We start from the raw sequence: 20916 nt of genomic DNA, 5'->3' as shown, positions 1-20916 counted from the left end.
TTTTCTAAAAATGGAGTTAATAATATGAGCCTTACGTATTGTTTCATACACAGTATAATCTTATTGTGATTTTTAGGGACAAAATTTTTACTGTTTGATACCAAAATATGTGTACACTTTGCGTTTATGTCAAAAGGTTTTCAAATAAAAAAGGCCAATCTAATAGATTGACCTTTATAGTTTAATATTTCTTTAACTCTAGAACGTATACCCAAAACCAATGTTCGCGTAGATATTATACATTTTGAAAGTGATAGCATCGAAATCTTTTTTGAATACCTGATTTAGCCCCCAGTTTAAGTCAGCGAATAAGCGGAAGTGCGTATTTAGCTTGTACTCACCGCCTAGCTGTATCCCGTACTGGAATCTATTTAGTTCGTCAGAGAAATCATAATCACCTTTAGCGTCACCTTCAAACTCTACAGGAGTACCTATAGGAGAGTCTTCTCTTAGCACACCATCATATACATAACCTGTAAAGTCTTTGTCGATCAGACCTGAGAAATAAAGACCTCCATACGCATTCCAATTTTTAGAAGCATTGTAAGTCATTAGCACAGGGAATGTGATATAAGAGTTCTTCATCGTAGTCTTTACATTACCAGTAAAGTATCCTTTCGTTTGTTTTCCCTCACCTCCATCTATCTGTGTGTAATAGTTCTTTACACGGGCATCCGTTTTCATTCCTCTACCTTCCATACGTAGACCAGTACGCACACCCCATTTATGTTCATCAGTGAACCATTTAGTCACATTTAGTTCTAATCCTAATTGTAAGGTTGGGTTATAACTATTGATTTCTCTAATCTGTGCAGGCATCCCTAAAGGAGTACTACCTCCAATACTAAACTGCCCTCTTAGTTGATACTCTAAATTCTCTTTAAAGAAAGCTTTAAATCCTGTAGAGTCTTTTTCTTGAGCGATTGTAGTTATGCTGAATCCTAAAGTCAGTATGATTGCACTGATATATCTATATAATGTGTTCATGTTACTTACTGTTTTCTTTTTCGTATACTAATTCTATTTCATCCACTAGAAGTGTACTACCGATGGCACCTTTAAATTCTGCTCCATCGATACTAGATGTCATTACTATAGCGAGTACATAATCTTTCTGTGGATCATACGTCTTACCTGGTAATAATTTAAACGGCACATCAAACTCAGTCCATAAATTAGTTTCTATTCTATCCTTTTCATCTACTCTAGCTATAGCTACATTTCTTGGATCTTTAAAAGCGTGGTCACCATATTGAAAGTTATCTTTCTTTTGTGTTTCGAATAGTATCGCATAGATATCAAAACTATCTTTCGCACCAGGAACTTCTTTAAAGTCACTATCAGTAACTACTTTACCAGCAGTATATTTAAAAGTACCTCTTAGACTAGTAGGCATTTCACCAGTATAAGGAAGCCCAAAGCGTGTTGATTTTAATGTATTGAATATATTAAGCTTGAATGTTCCTAAAAACAGGTTACCAGCAGCAATAGGATTACCTGTTAATTGCCCTGATTTAGACGTGTACACAGTCTGCATCTTAACAGCGAATCCACCTCTTCTACCAGGAGTTATTGTAGTAGGATATCCATCAGGAGGAGTACTTCCTGCTACAGTAGAATAGCCTTCATTACCACTGTCCCAGTCATATATTTTGTCTCCATTAGATCCTACCTCATAGAATCTATAGTATCTGTCTTTGTTTGTAAGTTCAGCATTGTTAAACGTGTATAGCGTACTTAACTCATCACTAGTAAAGCTGACGATATATGTTTTCTTCCATCTATTATCTTGTGCTGTGATAGTCACCTCTTGACTATTTGTATAGTTACGTGTGGTACCATTAGGTGGATCCATAGTAGCATTAGGCGAAATAATAAAGAACGGAGTTTGTTTCTCTAAGTCTATATTAGCCTTTACCTTAAATTCTATCGACGTATTTGTGATTATAGGATCAGTCTTTAGATATTCGCTTGGAATATAAGCCTCTAAGATATCTGCATTAGTATCTAACTCTTCGTCTTTTATACACGATGTCAGTACCACAGGAGTAAGTAGTAATAAGGCTTTAATGTATTGTCTCATATAAGTCTTTGTTTTTTCAGATGTCCTTGCAATATCCTTGCCATAATGGTTCAGGTAGAAGAATGCATCACAGTGGTGATTTAGTATTTTGTGTTAAAAGTATAAATAAAATCATTTGAATTTATCCGTGAAGCAATAGTTTTTACACAGTTGTAAACTTGTGTATCGCCCATAAAAAAAACGGCACTTATATAAGCGCCGTTTCTATTTATCGTTGATTGATTATTTTTTAAGTTTTCTAGTTTCGTATAAGTCAGTACGTCTATCTTTCTTAATACGCACACTACCGTGCTCGTGAAGTTCTTTAAGTAAGTCCACATCCACATCCACGATAAGAGTCATCTCTGTATTAGGAGTAGCCTCAGCCTTCACTCCATTAGTAGGGAAGGCAAAGTCAGATGGAGTTAATACTGCTGCTTGAGCGAACTGTATATCCATGTTATTTACCTTAGGTAAGTTACCTACACATCCTGCAATAGCTACATAACACTCATTCTCGATGGCTCTAGCAGCCGCACAGTTGCGCACACGAGTATATCCGTTTTGTGTATCTGTTAAGAATGGTACAAATAAGATATCCATACCCTGATCAGCTAATAATCTCGATAGCTCCGGGAACTCTACATCATAGCAAATCATAATACCAATCTTACCACAGTCTGTGTCAAATGTCTGTATAGTAGAACCACCCTTCATCCCCCAGTAGTGCACCTCATTAGGTGTAATGTGTATCTTAGAATACATCTCATACGTACCATCTCTCTTACATAAGAATCCTACATTGTATAGAATACCGTCTACTAGATAAGGCATACTACCAGTGATGATATTTATATTATACGAGATGGCAAACTCTTGAAACTTCTTACGTATAGGGTCTGTATATCGTGCTAACTCACGTATCGCATCTGCCTCAGATAAGTGGTTATAGTCAGCCATAAGAGGTGCTGTAAATAGCTCTGGGAACATAGCGAAGTCACTCTCATAGTCAGATACCGCATTGATAAAGAACTCAGCTTGGTCAAAGAATTCTTGCAAATCATTAAGAGGTCTCATCTGCCACTGAATTAATCCTAGTCTAATAACACTCTTTTTAGCATTGATCAGTTGCACATCCTTTTCATAGTAGATATTATTCCACTCTAGTAACACAGCATACTCCTTAGAACTTGTGTCTCCCTCTAGATAATTGCGCATCAGGCGAACCATATGGAAGTCATTAGCCATCTGGAATGACATTACTGGATCGTGTATTTCTTTAGTTTTTACTTTCTCTAGATATTGCTTAGGAGTTAATTCATCTGCATATTTCGAGTATTTAGGTATACGTCCAGCGAATACGATAGACTTTAGATTAAGCTGTTCACACATCTCTTTACGAGCATCGTATAACCTTCTTCCTAATCTTAGTCCTCTATATTTAGGATGTATAAATACATCTATACCATACAGCACATTTCCCTCAGGGTCATGTGTGCTGAATGTAGAGTATCCTGTGATCTGTTCATAGGTATGCGCAGACATTGCACGCTTTTCATCAATAATAAGTGATAAGGCCGAACCTACTACAACACCATCTACAAGTACTACAAGTTGTCCTTCTGGAAAGACTTCTAATAACTGTTCGATTTCTTCTTTGTTCCAATACGAATCTTCCAATCCTTGATATGATTCAAGCATTGACTTCTTAAGTTCTAAGTAATCGTCAATTAATAAATTTCTTAATTCTACTTTATTGATAGTAGCTTCCATAATAATTTTTTTGTTTGCAATTTACGAATAAAAGAAAACAAAGTAAATAGAAGTGTTGATTATAAATTCAAATAAATGTTAAAAAACGGAGTTGTTTTTGATGTTGTTTGTAATGAATATCTTTTTTAATAACAAATTGTTAACTACTAAAACTAAGAGCTATGAGTTCATTAAAAAACAAAGTGCAATTAATCGGCAGGGTAGGACAAGACCCAGTCGTTAAGGTTTATGAGTCTAATAAGAAGCGAGCTACCTTTTCATTAGCGATTAATGATGTATACTATAACGATGCAGGTGAACGCGTAGAGTCTTGTGATTGGCACAATATTACTGTGTGGGGGAAGTTGGCCGAAATTGTTGACAAGTTTGTTAATAAAGGAAAAGAAATTGCTGTCGAAGGTAAGCTAGTTAATCGTAGCTTTGAAGACAAAGATGGTAATCAGCGCTATGTTACCGAAATTGCTGTTTCAGAATTAGTTTTTCTAGGCAGTAAGTAAAGTTTTATTATTTCTGTTGTCGCTCAGTATTTTAATCAATATTGAGCGACTTTTTTTGCCCTTATCTGTTACAGAATGGGTTTAATGAAGTAATTCTGCGGCGGATATATTGTGTTAATCAGGGAGTAATCACTCTCTTTTTTAAAAAAAGCCTTAACTTGGCGAATGATAATTTAAGCATTAACACTGTGGATAAGATATTAGTTATCGAAGACGACGTCCGAGTTGCAGAATTACTTCAGCGCAGTTTAGAAGAACAAAACTTTGAAGTAGATTTAGCCTATGACGGCTATTTAGGCAAAAAGCTTGCCTTACAGAAACCTTATGATTTAATCATTACAGATGTAATCTTGCCTAAGATTAACGGGATAGATCTATGTAAGGAAATCAAAACAACTCACCCACATATACCTATTATAATGCTTACAGCGCTTGGTACTACTGATGATAAGGTAGAAGGCTTTGACGCAGGAGCAGATGATTATCTAGTAAAACCCTTTGAACTTAGAGAACTGTACGTACGTATCAGAGCATTGCTAAAGCGTTTTGAACATATCCAATCTGCTGAGGTGAATACACTGAAGTATGCAGATCTAGAGATAGATCTAAAAGAAAAAGTATTTAAACGTTCTGGACAAGAGATACACTTGACTCCTAAAGAGTTTAACCTGATGCAGTATATGATGGAGAATCCTGAGCGTGTACTATCTAGAACAGAGATATCTGAGAAAGTGTGGGATACACACTTCGATACAGGTACTAACTTTATAGATGTGTATATTAACTATCTACGCAAGAAGATAGAGACAGACCCTGCTAATAAGCTGATACATACTAAATCTGGTATGGGCTTTATCCTAAAGAGCAATGAGAATTAAGACTAGACTAACCCTGTGGTTTACCCTACTAGTGGCTTCCATCTTATTGGTATTCGCTGTAGTAGTGTATTGGTCGTCATCTAAAAACAGAGAAGTAGAATTCTTTGAAGAACTAGAAAAAGAGGCTATTACTAAGGCTAAACTTTATCTAGAGACAGAGGTCAAATCGTCTACACTGCATAAAATATACAAGTATAACAATGAAGTAATCAATGAAGTACAGGTAGCTGTATATGACTTTGATTTTAATTTACTCTACCACGATGCAGAGGAGATAGATAGTGTCAAGGAGACTAAAGAGATGATTGACCAGATTGTATCTAAAGGTCGTGTACATCTATTTCAGGGGGAGTGGCAAGTCATCGGTATTGTCTATAGTAGTGGAGGTAAAGACTATGTGGTTACTGCTATCGCTTTAGATCAGTACGGATATACTAAGCTGCACAATCTGTTTTTGACAATATTAATATTGAGTATTGTATCTCTTATCGTGATATTCTTTGTGGGTAGCTTCTTTGCAGAGCGTGTACTGCGTCCCTTAAAGTTAATGAATGAAGAGATTAATAATATCACAGCTACTAATCTTGATTTACGCGTTAGTACAGATAGTAATCAAGACGAACTTAGCCGCCTCGGCAATACGTTTAACACCATGCTAGATAGGCTAGAGCAGTCTTTTGACTCACAGAAGCAGTTTGTCTCTAATATATCTCATGAGTTGCGCACTCCATTAGCAGCAGTAATAGCAGAGTTAGAACTATCACTAGCGAAAGAACAAGATAAAGAGAAATATGTAAAGACTATAGAGAATGCTTTAGGAGATGCTAAGAGATTGGTTCGACTATCTAATAGTTTACTAGACTTCGCTAAGGCGAGCTATGACCCTACAGAGATTGTCTTTAAGCCAACTAGAGTAGATGAGGTAGTATTAGACGCTTGTCAGAAGATACAGAAAGCTAATGCTGGATATACATTTGGGTTTATGATAGATGAGCGTATAGACAGCGAAGAGTTGGTCACAGTACATGCTAACCCTTATCTATTAGAAGTAGCTATCGCTAATCTATTAGAGAATGCGTGTAAATATTCAGATAACCATCACGGGACTGTTAGTATCTCTAACCATCATGGAGCTGTGATTATTGAGATTACAGACCAGGGGTTAGGGATGAGTGCAGAGGACTTAGACGGCATCTTTAAGCCGTTTTTTAGAGGTGAGAATGGTAAGCATTTTGATGGCAACGGTATTGGTTTATCACTGACTAAGAAAGTTATTGATTTACACAAAGGAACTATTACAGTCCAATCTGAAGTAAATAAAGGAACTACGTTTACTATTAGGTTAGAATAGAGTATGTAAGACGTATTATGTATTTAATTGTATTGTTGAGTTATTTATAAATAATTATATTTTGTTTTTTTGATTTAAAATCATATATTGTTTGTAATTAACCAATTAACTATTTTTAAATCATGAAAAAATTATTAATTCTAGGTGTGGTTTTTACCGCTTTTATTGGGGGAGTTAATGCCTCAACTTTAGAGAATGAAGCTAGTTTTACGAAAGTAGAAGCTTCTTTCTTGGTTCAAAACAACTATATTGTTGTAGTTGTTGTTAAGACATCTAATGGTTCTATTATTGAAATTAATGGAGAAGAATGTGCGAGACGTTATGTTCAAAACAATGGAGGAGAAATTATTGGATATAAAAGTGTTCCTGCTTCTGGACCAACTCCATTCAGATGTGCTGATTTACCAGGAAGTGATGGAGAATATCCTAATGTTATAAATCCAGGTTCTGGCGGCGGAGGCGGCGGAAGCACTGGTGGTGGCGGTGGTGGAGGAAAACACAAGTTTAAGCGTTATAATCCAGACGAAGATGTGTTTAATTAAGATAGAATCATATCTAAGTATCTTATAAGAAATATTAAAAAGGAAGTTACTCAATTAAGTAGCTTCCTTTTTTGTTTGGACATATCTGAATTGTTTTTAGTAAGTCATTCTTTAGAGTAAGTACTTTGATGATATTAGATTCTTAATATGTACAATGTAACTGTGTTTACTATCACTTTATAGTAAGGCATTGATTATATAGAGAAGCACTCCATTATGGGGTGCTTTTTTAGTTTTGGCTGTTTACTCTGGGTATACCTTAAAGTAGGTGACATAGATGATAATCTATCTCTACATTGGTATACACCCTTTATATCATAAAGAAGCAGAATGTTTCTCATTCGTAATTTATATCCCTTGATTGTTTTGCCCTCATTTGGTCTTTTTGGTTTCAGATGGTTTTTTTGCCCTAATTTGAAAGAGGTTTTTTATTTTAACTAATTGAATATCAGTTTTTAATGAAATTTTATTTTTGATTTGTTTGGATAGTGTTCGGTAATTTCCTGTGTTTACTTGGGATAGAAGGCTGTTTTCAAAACCGTACTAAACTCGTACCCAAACGATCTCCTATAGAAGTAGGGTGAGAGAATGAAATCTTTTATGATTGGGAAGTTAGATAGTAGCTAAGTTATAGAATATTTTTTCGTGTTAGGTGATGATTATATCGTTTTTGGAACACTATATGTGACTATTCTAATAGGATTCTAATTTTTTTCTAAAAGCTTTCTAATAGCCTTCAGAAGAGGTTATAGGTACTTTTGCCAAGTCAAAAAAATTAAGAGATGGAAACAGAATCCAGATTAGTTAAACTAGAATGTTAAACCTTCTTTCTGAATATACACGTTAACGATGTAGCTCAGAAAGAGCAAAAAATAGTTATCATGTTAATTTCAGTATTTATAGGAAGATTAGTTCTTGCTTTCGTTTTAGGAGCGCTAATCGGGGCAGAGAGACAAGTAAGACAAAAGAGTGCAGGACTGAGAACGAATACACTTGTATGTATAGGTGCAGCAGGCTTTGTGCTTATGGCTCATACTATAGGAGATGCGGCTATCGGTAGAGTAGCCTCTTATGTAGTGAGCGGTATAGGTTTTTTAGGTGCAGGGGTGATTATGAAAGACGGATTTAGTATCCGTGGACTAAATACAGCTGCTACGATATGGTGTTCGGCATCAGTAGGGTCTATGTGTGCAGTAGGATTATGGATGGAAGCGATAGTGATGACAGTGCTTATCCTAACGGCTCACTTATCACTAAGACCTTTAGGATCTATCATTAATAAACTTTCTTTTGAGACAGAGACAGATTCGGCAGAGGCTCACTACGAGATTATTGTAGGGTGTAAGGAGCAGGTAGAGAATCACATCAGAGTAATGGTGTTAGAAAACTTGCGTTCGCAAAAAGAGTTACAACTACGTTCTTTAAAAAGTACAGATAATGGGAATCCAGCTTTCTCTTACTTAAAGTTTGAGATACTAGCTATCGGAAAGAAGGATGACATATTAGAACAGATCACAAGTAAGGTATCTCTAGAGTATGGAGTATCAGAAGTAACATGGGAACTTACCTCTTATTAATCTTTAAAACTCAGGGAATATGAAAATGCATAATAGAGATTTAAAAAATCTACAGAAGATAGCAAGCGATATGAACAGTATGGAGAAGATAACGATGGTAATGCCTGTGATAAAGAAGATGCCTATCATAGATGTTAGTGAGGTGCTGAGTCTAGTGGAGAATGATGATTTGGTAGTAATCTTTAACGAGTTTACACATGAGGAGCAAGGAGAGATCTTTGCAGAGTTTCCATTAGTTAAGCAGTTGAGTTTCTTTCAGAGGGTGAGTAAGAAGCTGTTCTCTAAGATATTCGAAGAAATGCCATCAGATGCGAGAGCAGATTTGTTTCAACTGATGACTCAGCAGGAGCAAGTAGATTTGTTACCCTATCTAAGTAAACCTGTTAGAGAGAATGTGTTGTCACTGAGTTCTTACCCGGCAGATACAGCAGGAGGGATTATGATTACAGACTTCGCTACTGTGTCTAAAGATATGACTTGTTTTGAGGCAATACAGCAGGTGCGTAAGGATTCACCTTCTAAGAAGACAATCTATTATGTGTATGTGGTGAATAGCGATAAGACCCTAGTGGGCTTTATCACATTAAAGGATTTGATCATAGCAGAGCCAGATGTATTAGTGGAGGATGAGTTACACACAGAGTTTGTATTCGGTTATCTAGAGGATACGAGTGAGTCTGTAGCTAAAAAGATAGATAAGTACCAATTAGTAGCCTTGCCAATACTAAACGATAAGAATCAATTAGTAGGTATCGTGACACACGATGAAGCACTAGATGTGATACAGGCAGAACATACAGAAGATATGGAGCGCTTCATGGGAATACTTAGCAATAATGAGGAACTAGATTATAATGAGACATCTATATTCGGTCACTTTAAGAAGAGAGTATTCTGGTTAGTGACTTTAGCTATAGTAGGTATTATATCAGGACTGATTATTCACAGTTATGAAGGGGCGTTAGCTCAAATGATGATACTAGCCTTATATATGCCTATGGTAGCGGATACTGGAGGTAATGCAGGTAGCCAGTCGGCTACAGTAGTGATAAGAGCATTAGCCCTAGGACAGATCACGATGAAGTCTTGGATAAAGGTGTTGTGGAAAGAGACACGTATTGCCTTAATGCTTTCGATATGTCTAGGTGTACTAGCATTCGCTAAGGTAGTGTTCTTGAGTTGGGAGACTGATATACCAGCAGCATATTCGTTAGTATCTATAGGAGGTGTGATCGCACTAGCTTTATCACTACAAGTAATTTCATCTACTATTATCGGAGCTATATTGCCGATACTAGTACGCAGATTCGGAGGCGATCCTGCAGTGGCAGCGAGTCCAGCGATCACTACGATAGTAGATATTTCTGGGTTACTGATATATTTTAGTCTAGCTGCTAACTTCTTTAACTTATCGTAGCACGGTTATTGTAATATCACTTAACATAAATTATATAAATATCAAATGCGAAAACTTCGTTGGAGATGCGACTTGACAGCAGAGGGATAATATTTTTATATTAAATCATTGAATAATAGTTAATAATGATTATAAAAATAGGTAACTTTAAAGAGAATTAGGTTAAAGCTCTTTATAAAGCAATAAGAATTAGTAATAAAAAAACATACATAATGGCTAAGACATTAAAACTAGCAGGTATTTTAGGAGTTAGCGTATTATTAAGCTTTTGTTCTGATAAGAAAGAACAATCTACAGATAGTGCACAGTTCACAATAGAGAACCACGTGGTAACCTTGACTGAAAACTCTAATCTTAAGGACAGAATAAAAACGAGTAAAGTGTCTGAAGAAGACTTTACGTTTGACCTAGTTACTGCTGGGGTAGTGAAAGCTATTCCCAACCATTATGCCGAAATAGCATCACCATTCTCTGGGAGAATAGTAAAATCATTTGTGAAATTAGGGCAAAAAGTAAGTGAAAATACACCATTATTTGAGGTGTCTTCGCCAGATTACTTTGAAGCTCAAAAAGGATATTTTGATTCAAAACAAGAGTTTAAACAAGCGGCTCTAAATCTTAAGCGTCAAGAAGACTTGCTTAATAATGGAGTGGGAGTTAGACAAGAGTTTGAAGAATCACAAACTGAATATTCTATCGCGAAAGCAGCTTATGACAATGCTGTAGCAGCTCTTAAAATATATAGTGTAGATGCGAAGTCTCTAGTGTTAGGACAAGCATTAACAGTGCGTTCTCCGATAGCTGGAGAGGTGTTAGAGAATAACTTAGTGATAGGACAGTTTATCAGTGATGAGGCTGAACCAGTGATTAAGATTGCATCTCTAGGTAAGATTTGGATTGTAGGTAAGATTAAAGAGAAAGATATCCAACACTTAGAGAAGTTAAACAAAGTACAGGTAGAGTTGGCTGCATATCCAGATGCACCATTAACGGGTACTATCTATCATATCAACGAGATCGTGGATGAAGAAACGAGAAGTATAGATGTACTGATAGAAGTAGATAATGAGAAGAGAATATTAAAGCCAGGTATGTATGTGAATGTTCGTTTTATAGACCAACCACAGCAGGTAATCCTTATTCCTTCACGTGCCGTATTACAAGGTGAGGATAGTTCATTCGTATTCGTCAAAGCTGGAGATCACAAGTATAAAAAGAAAAGTGTAGTGATAGGTGGTGTGTCTGGTGAGAAGACAGTGATCTTGTCTGGATTAGATAGAAACGATGAGGTAGTGAGCGAAGGTGGTATTTACTTACCACAAGGTCTTTAATAATAAACAACAGTACAATGAAGAAAAGTATAATAGATACAGCTATTCACAAAAGATGGCTTGTAGCAGCGTTGTTTGCTTTGCTATGTATATTTGGATATTATTCTTGGAAACAATTATCGATAGAAGCTTATCCAGATATTGCAGACGTTACTTCTCAGGTAGTAACGCAAGTGCCAGGTTTGGCAGCAGAAGAAATAGAATTACAAATTACTATTCCGATAGAGCGTGCTCTTAATGGGATGCCAGGAATGCACGTGATGCGTAGCAACAGTACATTCGGACTGTCTATGATCACTATAGTATTCGCTGATGGAGTAGATGACTACTTCGCTCGTCAACGAATTCAAGAACGTCTGAATGACGTGGAACTTCCATATGATGCAGTACCAGAATTAGATCCACTGACATCGCCTATCGGTGAGGTTTATAGATATATTATCGAAGGAGACGGATATAGTCTTAGAGAGTTAACGGACTTACAGAACTTCGTGATTATCCCTAAGCTTAATCAGGTACCTGGGGTAGCTGAGGTGACTAACTTCGGAGGGATTACTACACAGTTTCAAATAGAACTTGATCCACATAAATTAGAACAGTACGGATTGTCTCTTAGCGATGTGACAGAGACGATAGAAGAGAATAACGTAAATGCTGGAGGTAGTGTTCTGACTAGAGGTGATCTAGGGTATGTGGTGAGAGGTATCGGACTGATCAAAGACTTAGAGGATTTAGGTAAGATCGTAGTAAAGGCTGAAGATGGTATTCCGGTATTCTTAAATGACCTTGGTCGCTTAAAATATGGTAATGTAGAGCGTAAAGGTGTTTTAGGATTTACAGATAGAGAAAGAGATTATTCTGATAGTATAGAAGGGATTGTACTGTTGTTAAAACACGAGAATCCGTCTGTAGTATTAGAGAAAATACATCAGTATGTAGATGAACTAAATAATGGCTTGTTGCCAGAGGGAGTTAAGATACATACATTCTTAGATCGTACTGATCTAGTAGATACTACATTGAATACAGTATCGATGACCTTGATAGAAGGGATAAGCCTTGTAGTTATAGTGCTTATCGTGTTCTTAGGTAGTTGGAGAGGAGCACTTTTAGTAGCTATCACAATTCCTGTGTCTCTGTTGTTTGCATTTATTATGATGCACTTCACTAATATTCCTGCAAACTTACTTTCGTTAGGAGCTATTGACTTCGGTATTATTGTGGATGGGGCTATCGTAATGATGGAGTCCATACTGAAGAAGAGGGAGGATAATCCGGAAGAGGAACTTAAAGAAAAAAGTATTGCACAACGTACGAAAGAGGTGGCTAAGCCTATCTTCTTCGCTACGATCATTATTATCACAGCTTATTTGCCATTATTCGCTTTTGAACGTGTAGAGAAGAAGTTGTTTACACCGATGGCTTTTACAGTAGGGTATGCATTACTAGGAGCTTTATTAGTAGCGCTTATCTTAATACCTGGTCTGGCGTATGCTGTGTATAGAAAACCACGAAAGATATATCACAATAAATGGTTAGAGAAGTTAACTAACTTATATCACAATAGAATTATTAAGATAGTTAATAAACCTAAGCAGGTATTCGTACCACTTATTGTGGTGCTAGCTATAACAGTAGGGCTTACAATGAAGGTAGGTAAGGACTTCTTACCCCCACTAGATGAAGGATCTATCTGGCTTCAAGTAACCTTACCTCCAGGTATCTCATTAGAGAAGTCAAAGGAAATGAGTGATACTCTACGTGCAAGAACAATGAAGTATGATGAGGTAACGTATATCATGGTACAGTCTGGTCGTAATGATGATGGAACAGACCCATTTACACCATCTCACTTCGAATGTTCTGTAGGTATTAAGCCTTATAAGGAATGGCCAAGAGGTAAGACTAAAGATGACTTAATCGAAGAGTTGGCTGCGGAGTATGAATCTTTACCTGGATTTATAGTTGGATTTGCTCAGCCGATGATTGATGGGGTTATGGATAAGATATCTGGTGCTCACAGTGAATTAGTAGTGAAGGTATATGGTGAAGATTTCCACGAGACTAGACGTATTGCTAATGAGGTGTTAAGCACACTGCGTACAGTAGATGGTGCGGTGGACTTAGCGATAGATCAGGAGCCGCCTTTACCACAGTTACAGATACATGCTAATAGAGACAAGATAGCGCAGTATGGACTGAATGTGTCTGATGTAGCTGAACTTATCGAAGTAGCGATAGGAGGTAAAGCTATTTCTCAGATATTTATTGGTAATAAGGTGTATGACATTAGTGCTCGATATACTGAGGAGAGTAGAAATACTCCTGAGAAGATTGCTAACTTAATGTTGACGTCAAGTACTGGTGCTAAGATTCCGCTATCTCAGGTAGCTGATGTGAAGACGAGTACTGGAGAGAGTACAATCACTCGTGAGATGAACAGACGTCACTTAACTGTGAAACTGAATGTGCGTAATAGAGACTTAGCTTCTCTATTAAAAGAAGCACACCAAAAGATAGAGAGTAATATTACATATGATCACGAGAAGTTCCACATCGAATGGGGTGGACAGTTCGAAAATCAGAATAGAGCTTATAGCCGTTTGGCAGTAATTGTTCCTTTGACATTGTGTTTGATGTTTGTATTGCTTTATGGAGCATTCGGACAATTTAGACAAGCTGGACTGTTAATGATTGTAGTGCCGCTAGCGTTATTCGGAGGTATGTTAGCCTTAAATATTAGAGGGATGTCATTGAATGTGTCTTCTGCTGTAGGGTTTATCGCCTTATTCGGAGTTGCGATACAGAATGGGGTGATTATGATTTCCTATATCAATGATCTCCGACGTAAAGGGGCTGCACTGAAAGATGCTGTATTAACTGGAGCAGAACAGAGATTTAGACCTGTATTAATGACTGCTACTGTGGCGGTATTAGGTTTATTCCCTGCTTCATTAGCTACGGGTATTGGATCGGATGTACAGAGACCATTAGCAACAGTTATCGTATATGGATTGTTATTTGCTACTGTTCTTACACTATTTGTACTGCCTGCATTATATTATATGGTAGAGCGCAAATGGGGTAGTGATAGCGATTTTGTAAAGAGTGAAACGGACGAAAATTAGTATAAGATATGAATGTTATTAAAAGATATATACTAGTAGGAATATTAGCTGTGTTCTGTAGTGGAGTTGGGTTTGCCCAGCTTCATACTGAAGCAGTGGAAGGTAAAACACCATTGACATTTACAGAGTATCTGCACAAGATGTCAATGAACAATTTAGGATATGCTGCGGCTAAGTATAATATAGATATTGCTGAAGCTGAGGTACAGGCTGCTAAGGTGTTTCCTGATCCAGAGTTGAGCTTTGGTTGGTTTGACAATCAACAGAAGCGTATGCAGATGGGATATGGTTTTGAGGCTGAGTTATCTTGGGACTTAGAATTAGGTGGAAAGCGCAAAGCAAGAAAAAACCTTGCTGCAGACCAAAAGGTATTGGCTGAGTTAGAATTACAAGAGTTCTTCCAAACGCTACGTGCGGAGTCAACAATACTGTTCTTAGAAGCAATGCAAAATAAGATGCTGTATGATATACAGAAAGACTCTTATGAATCTATGAAACAAGTGGCTAAGTCTGATAGTATCCGTTATACATTAGGTCAAATCAGTAAGGTCGATGCTATCCAAAGTAACTTAGAAGCTAAGGGAATGTATAATGATCTACAAGATGCCGATGATACTTGGGAAAATAGTCTGATAGAGATTAGAAATGTAATTAGTAAACAGAGAAATGATACTATCTATATTCCTAAAGGGGAGTTTAATAAGTTCGATAGGCTATTTGATTTAAATGATCTTATCGTTACTGCTCAGAATAATAGAGCTGACTTCTTAGTGGCTAGACAAAATAAAGTTGTGGCTAGTAAACAAGTTACTTTAGCTAAAGCTGAGAGAGTGATAGATCTAGGTCTTAACTTCGGGGTAGAGAACAACTCTTTCGTTAAGAATGCGATAGCTCCTACTCCTGGTAATACTGTGGTGAAAGCTGGATTCTCTGTGCCGTTAAAGTTTTCTAATAGAAAAGAGGCTGGACTGAAAACTGCTTTATATGAAGAACGCCAAGCTCATTTAGAATATGACTTTATAGAATTAGAGTTAGAAAAGGAGATTACTCAAGCGTATCGTAACTATCTAACGAAACAGAAGCAAATCAATAGATTCGAAAAAGGAATGTTAGAAGAAGCTAAACAGGTGTACGAAGGTATTAAGTATAGCTATCAGAGAGGTGCGAGTAGTTTATTAGAAGTATTGGATGCTCAACGTACTTATAACGAGACACAACAGGCTTATGCTGAGACTTTATTTGGGTACGCATCTGCGTTAGTGGAGTTAGAGAATGCTGTAGGAATGTGGGATATAGATTTTTAAGAATTAGAGGTATGAGAAACTTATTACTAAGTGTTTGTTCGGTTTTAGCTGTATCAGGTACAGCTCTAGCACAAGATATCAATCACGACTTAAAAGGGAATACAACTTTTAGTGTAAAAGGAGGTTGGATACAGTCTACGCTTAAAGGAGATGATTTAGAACATCTGGCTATAGATGGTAAAGTGAATAGTAAAAATAGCTTTTCTGTAGGAGTAGCTGTTGATAATAGCTTAGGAAAATATTTTGGGTTAAAACACGAATTGTTTTACCAACAGTATGGAGCTAGTTTTGATAGAGAGAATGAAGATGGAGTAGCATTAGATGCTAAATTGCAGATGCATAGTCTACGCCTTAATCCTATTAGTGCAGTATTTAAGACTGGAGGATTACAAGTGTATGCTGGTCCTTATGTGAATATGCTGTTATACTCATCTATAACTGCTGTAGACGAAGATGGAAACAAGTATAAATATCACGGAATCTTTGGAAGTATAGATGACGATCAAGAAGATGGTCAGTATCTACAAAAGATGGACTATGGTATAGTAGTAGGTGCTGAGTATCAGTTTAACTGTGGGTTCTTAGTAGGTGCTAATTATAGCAGAGGTTTCGCTTCGATATTTGATAATTCGAATACTTTCGGGTTAGAAGAAAATCCTGGAGTAGGTGATCTTAAAATATATAATCAAAGTTTTAATGTATTCGTAGGATATAGATTTTAGAAATACATTGTTTATAAGTGTTAGTAAGAAGGGCTGGTTTTATGTAAAACCAGCCCTTCTTTTTATAGTAATATATCTTTTATCTCGTTAAGCTTCTTGATAGATGTGAAGTTAGGATGTACTATCTCGTGATCTACATGCTCATGTAGCCAAGTAGTATGGAAAGGGACATGTACAGCATGCCCTCCTAGCTCTAAGACAGGTAGTACATCTGATCTTAGCGAGTTGCCAATCATAATAAATTCTTCAGGACGAATATCTAAGCGTCCTAGTAATTTCTGATAATCTATTTCTTCTTTATCAGTCATTACTTCAATGTGATGGAAGTATGGACCTAGACCAGACTTGTGTAGTTTGCGGTGTTGATCTTTTAGATCACCTTTAGTCGCTACTACTAGTTTATATTTTCCTTTTAGTTCTTCTAATACATCTTCTACTTCATCTAGTAACTCCACAGGTTTAGTCAGTAAGTCTTTACCTATAGCTATAATTCTCTCCATTATTTTAGGACTTACAGTCCCTTTAGAGATTATACCTGCTGCCTCTACCATAGATAAAGTAAATCCTTTAATACCGTATCCATAAAGAGGAAGATTGTCTATCTGAGTTTTAAATAATACTTGTGAAATGCTTTGGTGTGTTAGGTAGTCTTCCATTAAGATACAGAATGATTTCTCTGCTTCGTTAAAGAATGGCTCATTCACCCATAGGGTATCATCTGCATCAAAAGCAACTACTTTAAAAGGCTTCATATTCTTGTTTGATTTAGTTATGTAGAGTAAATATACGGGATATTGTGTAGTTGTCTTATAAAAAAGGTGTAGTAAGCGTGTTAAAGATTGTACTTTTTATATGTTAAGCTTGCATTAACTTTATTTTAATAAACACGTATTTTCACCTTGTTTTTCTTCATGATATGTGAATTATTTCTTTATAAAATACGCTGTTTTATGTTAAAATGATTAATGATATTTCTGTTTTTGGTTTATTTATTTGAGTAATTTTACAACTATTTATTGATTAAATGTGTAATATGTTTTTTTGTATTCTTTTTTTTATATTTTTGACAATGCTAAAATAATCTTAAAAAGATGTTTATGAAATTAAAACTTTACTTAACGTTTTCTATGCTTGTGTTAACAAGTGTAGTTTTTGCTCAAGCAAAAAAGACAATAACTGGAAGTGTAAAAGACACTGAAGGTTCACCTTTGATTGGTGCAACTATTGTTCTAGAGGGAACTGACTTTGGAACAAGTGCAGATGATCATGGGATATTTACAATTAATGCTAGCGAAGGCGATGTGTTAGTTGTTTCTTATGTGTTCTATGAAACGCAAAGAATCAGATTAACATCAAAAACACATTATGACATAAAATTAAAAGAAGATGGTCAGGTGTTAGACGATGTAGTAGTAGTAGCTTATGGTACTGCGACAAAAGAATCTGTAACTGGAGCTATCGCTGTAGTAGGCAGTGATGATATTGCGAAAAGACCAGCGACAAATGCTCTAGGAGCATTAGAAGGAGCAGCTCCAGGTATTCGTGTGAATAATGCTTCTGGTCAGCCTGGTTCTGAGCCAAGTATTCGTATTCGTGGGTTTTCTTCATTGAGAGATAATGCACCTTTACTTGTAGTAGACGGTGTTCCTTTTGGAGGAAATATTTCTGATATTAATCCAAATGATATTGAGAATATGTCTGTTCTTAAGGACGCATCTGCTTCGACTTTATATGGAAATAGAGCTTCTAATGGAGTTGTTTTAATTACAACTAAGAAAGCTTCTAAAGGAAAAGGTTTCTTTGGGGTTAGTATGAAGCAAGGTTTATTTACTCGTGGTATGAAGGATTATGATAGATTAGGACCAGATGAGTTTATGGAAACGATGTGGACTGGATACAGAAACAGTTTAATTAGTAATAAGGTTAATTACGAACAAGCTAGTTTAATGGCTAATCAGAAATTAGTAAGTGATATCTTGTGGACTAATATTTACAATTTGCCAGGTGATCAATTATTTGTAGAAAATGGTAAATTGAATCCTAATGCTAAAATATTAGCTGGATATTCTGATGATTTAGATTGGTATAAGCCAATAGAAAGAACTGGTATGTATCAGGATATTAATATGAGTGGTCGTGTAGCTAATGATAAAGGAGGTGCTTATTTTTCTGGAGGATTCCTAAATAATGAGGGATACTTTAAAGGAAGTGATTTTAAGAGGTTTACAGGAAGAGTAAATGCTGATTATAAAGTAAATAATGCAATTAAGGTAGGTGCTAATATTGCTGCTTCTCACCAAATTTCAAATGGATTGAGTGCGACAACTAGTGACACTGGACTTTATACAAATCCATTTATGTATGCTCGTAACATTGCTCCTATTTATCCTGTACATGCACATGATCAAAAAACAGGAGAATATTTATATGATGGTGATGGGAATAAGATGTTCGATACAGGAGACTCTTCTCGTAAGCAGTTTAATGGACGTCACGTAATTTGGGAGAATGAATTAAATAGTAATGAATCTATCCGTAATACAATTAATGGACAGTTTTATGCTGATTTTAAATTCTTGGAAGACTTTACATTTACAATTAAAGGAGATTTAAGTTTACGCAATAGCGAGAATAGAAAGTATGACAATGCTATTATTGGTGATGGAAAAGGAAATAATGGACGTTCTAGAAGAGATATTTATAGATATAAAACATACTCTGCTCAACAATTATTAAATTGGAATAAGAGTTTTGCAGACCACTCTTTAGAAGTATTGTTAGGTCATGAGAACTATAATACTGATTATAGCTATTTATATGGATTAAAAGCAGGACAAACATTTCCTGGTATTCCAGAGTGGGTTAACTTCAGTGATGTTACAAGTTTAACTGATTATACAGTTAAGTATAGAACAGAGGGGTATTTATCTAGAGTGAAATATAATTATGCTAATAAGTATTTTGCTGAAGCATCATTCCGTAGAGATGGTTCATCTAAATTCCATAAAGATTCAAGATGGGGTAACTTCTGGTCTGTAGGAGGTAGCTGGATTGTATCAGCAGAAGAGTTCTTTAAAGTTAAGCAAATAGATTATTTAAAATTAAGAGCATCTTATGGAGAAGTCGGTAATGATGGAGGAGCTGATACTTATGCTTATCAATCGTTATATGCAATTGTTAAAAATGCTGGTAAACCTGCAATGTATAAAAATCAAAATGGTAATGTTGATTTACAGTGGGAAACTTCTTCATCTGTGAACGTTGGTTTAGATGGAAGATTGTTTAATCGTGCTAACTTTACAGTTGAATATTTTGATAAACGCTCTCAAAATTTATTGTTTGATTTAAGTATGCCATTATCAAATGGATCAACTAGTACAGGATCTCAGACTTCTAGTGTAACTAGTAATGTAGGAACAATTTCTAACAATGGATTAGAACTTTCATTTGATGTAGATATTATCCGTAATAAAGATTTTAAATGGAATTTTGGAGTTAATGCTACATGGATGAAGAATAAGTTAGTTACTTTACCTGCAGAGAACAGAGAATTTGGAATTCCTTCTGCACCATTTTTAAGAAAAGAGGGTAAAAGTATATATGAATTTTGGTTACCAGTATTTGTTGGAGTTGACCAATTAACAGGTAGGTCGTTATACGTTGTTGACAATGAGAGTTTTAATGTAAATGGTTCAGCACCTGGAAAAGAAGAGATTGATGCTGCTAACTTAGTGACTATAAATGGAGTAACGTATACTACTAACGCTTCAGCGTATGGTAAGAGAGAGTTTGCTGGTAATGCTTTGCCAAAAATGGAAGGAAGTTTTACAACGTCATTTTCATATAAGAATTTCTCTTTATCAGCATTATTTACTTATGCTTTAGGAGGGAAGATGGTTGATTATTCTTATTTAGGTTTAATGACAGTTGGTTCAACTCCTAGTGCAATTCACAAAGATATTTTAGGATCATGGAAGGAGGCACCAGAAGGAATGACAGCAACATCACCGGATAGAATTGATCCTAATGGATTACCAATTGTTCAATTTGGTACTGTAGGATCACAAAGTAATGCTCTATCGAATAGATTTATTAAGAGTGGAGATTATTTAGTAGTAAAGAATATATCATTGAACTACGATATGCCTAAGACAGTATTGACAAAAATGGGAATCAGTCAAATGAGCTTGAATTTAGGAGTAGACAATTTAGCTACTTTTACTAAATTAAAAGGAATGAGCCCACAACAGTCATTTGGTGGTTATAGCCAAGATGCATGGGTAACTGCAAGAACATTTATTTTTGGGGTTAACTTAGGATTTTAATATTAAAAC

15 protein-coding genes are annotated in these 20916 nt (G+C 35.9%); 11 read left to right on the top strand and 4 right to left on the bottom strand.

Annotated elements, in window-relative coordinates; translation table 11 throughout:
- Positions 1-198: 198 nt before the first annotated feature.
- The 3 genes from BMX53_RS03515 to BMX53_RS03505 all read right to left on the bottom strand — a co-directional run bounded on the left by BMX53_RS03515 (position 199) and on the right by BMX53_RS03505 (position 3835).
- Complete coding sequence (locus BMX53_RS03515; RefSeq protein ID WP_038985253.1) at positions 199-987, bottom strand: porin family protein; 789 nt, start codon at positions 985-987, stop codon at positions 199-201.
- Position 988: 1 nt separating this feature from the next.
- Entirely contained in the window at positions 989-2083 is a 1095-nt protein-coding gene (locus BMX53_RS03510) for a PCMD domain-containing protein (RefSeq protein ID WP_074744701.1), read from the bottom strand.
- Positions 2084-2305: 222 nt separating this feature from the next.
- On the bottom strand, positions 2306-3835 hold the full coding sequence (locus BMX53_RS03505; RefSeq protein ID WP_074744699.1) for a bifunctional GNAT family N-acetyltransferase/carbon-nitrogen hydrolase family protein: 1530 nt from the start codon (positions 3833-3835) through the stop codon (positions 2306-2308).
- 161 nt (positions 3836-3996) lie between these two features.
- Here BMX53_RS03505 and BMX53_RS03500 point away from each other — a divergent pair, with 161 nt between their 5' ends.
- From BMX53_RS03500 to BMX53_RS03455, 10 genes are all read left to right on the top strand, one after another.
- The gene (locus BMX53_RS03500; protein ID WP_074744697.1) at positions 3997-4332 is read left to right on the top strand and encodes a single-stranded DNA-binding protein; all 336 of its coding nucleotides are present in this window, start codon (positions 3997-3999) and stop codon (positions 4330-4332) included.
- A gap of 158 nt (positions 4333-4490) precedes the next feature.
- Complete coding sequence (locus BMX53_RS03495; RefSeq protein ID WP_080752479.1) at positions 4491-5210, top strand: response regulator transcription factor; 720 nt, start codon at positions 4491-4493, stop codon at positions 5208-5210.
- On the top strand, positions 5200-6561 hold the full coding sequence (locus BMX53_RS03490; RefSeq protein ID WP_074744695.1) for a sensor histidine kinase: 1362 nt from the start codon (positions 5200-5202) through the stop codon (positions 6559-6561). Before BMX53_RS03495 ends, BMX53_RS03490 begins: the two co-directional genes overlap by 11 nt.
- A gap of 122 nt (positions 6562-6683) precedes the next feature.
- Positions 6684-7103, top strand: coding sequence for a hypothetical protein (locus tag BMX53_RS03485; protein ID WP_074744693.1), 420 nt, complete (start codon positions 6684-6686; stop codon positions 7101-7103).
- 881 nt (positions 7104-7984) lie between these two features.
- Positions 7985-8680 (top strand): MgtC/SapB family protein, encoded by a 696-nt coding sequence (locus BMX53_RS03480; RefSeq protein WP_038985263.1) that lies wholly within the window; start codon positions 7985-7987, stop codon positions 8678-8680.
- A gap of 19 nt (positions 8681-8699) precedes the next feature.
- Positions 8700-10097, top strand: coding sequence for a magnesium transporter (gene mgtE, locus BMX53_RS03475; protein ID WP_074744691.1), 1398 nt, complete (start codon positions 8700-8702; stop codon positions 10095-10097).
- Positions 10098-10309: 212 nt separating this feature from the next.
- Entirely contained in the window at positions 10310-11428 is a 1119-nt protein-coding gene (locus BMX53_RS03470; protein WP_038985267.1) for an efflux RND transporter periplasmic adaptor subunit, read from the top strand.
- A gap of 17 nt (positions 11429-11445) precedes the next feature.
- Positions 11446-14556 carry an efflux RND transporter permease subunit gene (locus BMX53_RS03465; RefSeq protein ID WP_074744689.1) on the top strand — a complete coding sequence of 1037 codons (3111 nt, stop codon included), beginning with the start codon at positions 11446-11448 and terminating at the stop codon, positions 14554-14556.
- Positions 14557-14564: 8 nt separating this feature from the next.
- A complete protein-coding gene (locus BMX53_RS03460) occupies positions 14565-15860 on the top strand; it encodes a TolC family protein (protein WP_074744687.1) in 1296 nt (431 codons plus the stop codon).
- Positions 15861-15871: 11 nt separating this feature from the next.
- Positions 15872-16582 (top strand): porin family protein, encoded by a 711-nt coding sequence (locus tag BMX53_RS03455; protein WP_074744796.1) that lies wholly within the window; start codon positions 15872-15874, stop codon positions 16580-16582.
- A gap of 62 nt (positions 16583-16644) precedes the next feature.
- Here the strand turns inward: BMX53_RS03455 and BMX53_RS03450 are convergent, their stop codons facing one another.
- Entirely contained in the window at positions 16645-17334 is a 690-nt protein-coding gene (locus BMX53_RS03450; RefSeq protein ID WP_038985273.1) for an HAD family hydrolase, read from the bottom strand.
- A 345-nt stretch (positions 17335-17679) separates the two neighbouring features.
- On the opposite strand from BMX53_RS03450, the gene BMX53_RS03445 reads away from it, so the two are divergent.
- Positions 17680-20907: a SusC/RagA family TonB-linked outer membrane protein gene (locus BMX53_RS03445; RefSeq protein ID WP_074744794.1), complete on the top strand. Its 3228-nt coding sequence runs from the start codon at positions 17680-17682 to the stop codon at positions 20905-20907.
- Positions 20908-20916: the final 9 nt, after the last annotated feature.

This window comes from Myroides marinus (genome assembly GCF_900109075.1).
Classification (GTDB): Bacteria; Bacteroidota; Bacteroidia; order Flavobacteriales; family Flavobacteriaceae; genus Flavobacterium; species Flavobacterium marinum_A.
Note: the sequence above shows the minus strand (reverse complement) of the source record. Positions and strands in the feature narration are given on the sequence as shown.

What these genes read in the sequence shown, in the direction of transcription:
- BMX53_RS03515 (WP_038985253.1), bottom strand. Translation starts at nt 987, where the DNA reads ATGAACACATTATATAGATATATCAGTGCAATCATACTGACTTTAGGA.
- BMX53_RS03510 (WP_074744701.1), bottom strand. Translation starts at nt 2,083, where the DNA reads ATGAGACAATACATTAAAGCCTTATTACTACTTACTCCTGTGGTACTG.
- BMX53_RS03505 (WP_074744699.1), bottom strand. Translation starts at nt 3,835, where the DNA reads ATGGAAGCTACTATCAATAAAGTAGAATTAAGAAATTTATTAATTGAC.
- BMX53_RS03500 (WP_074744697.1), top strand. Translation starts at nt 3,997, where the DNA reads ATGAGTTCATTAAAAAACAAAGTGCAATTAATCGGCAGGGTAGGACAA.
- BMX53_RS03490 (WP_074744695.1), top strand. Translation starts at nt 5,200, where the DNA reads ATGAGAATTAAGACTAGACTAACCCTGTGGTTTACCCTACTAGTGGCT.
- BMX53_RS03485 (WP_074744693.1), top strand. Translation starts at nt 6,684, where the DNA reads ATGAAAAAATTATTAATTCTAGGTGTGGTTTTTACCGCTTTTATTGGG.
- BMX53_RS03480 (WP_038985263.1), top strand. Translation starts at nt 7,985, where the DNA reads ATGTTAATTTCAGTATTTATAGGAAGATTAGTTCTTGCTTTCGTTTTA.
- mgtE (WP_074744691.1), top strand. Translation starts at nt 8,700, where the DNA reads ATGAAAATGCATAATAGAGATTTAAAAAATCTACAGAAGATAGCAAGC.
- BMX53_RS03470 (WP_038985267.1), top strand. Translation starts at nt 10,310, where the DNA reads ATGGCTAAGACATTAAAACTAGCAGGTATTTTAGGAGTTAGCGTATTA.
- BMX53_RS03465 (WP_074744689.1), top strand. Translation starts at nt 11,446, where the DNA reads ATGAAGAAAAGTATAATAGATACAGCTATTCACAAAAGATGGCTTGTA.
- BMX53_RS03460 (WP_074744687.1), top strand. Translation starts at nt 14,565, where the DNA reads ATGAATGTTATTAAAAGATATATACTAGTAGGAATATTAGCTGTGTTC.
- BMX53_RS03455 (WP_074744796.1), top strand. Translation starts at nt 15,872, where the DNA reads ATGAGAAACTTATTACTAAGTGTTTGTTCGGTTTTAGCTGTATCAGGT.
- BMX53_RS03450 (WP_038985273.1), bottom strand. Translation starts at nt 17,334, where the DNA reads ATGAAGCCTTTTAAAGTAGTTGCTTTTGATGCAGATGATACCCTATGG.
- BMX53_RS03445 (WP_074744794.1), top strand. Translation starts at nt 17,680, where the DNA reads ATGAAATTAAAACTTTACTTAACGTTTTCTATGCTTGTGTTAACAAGT.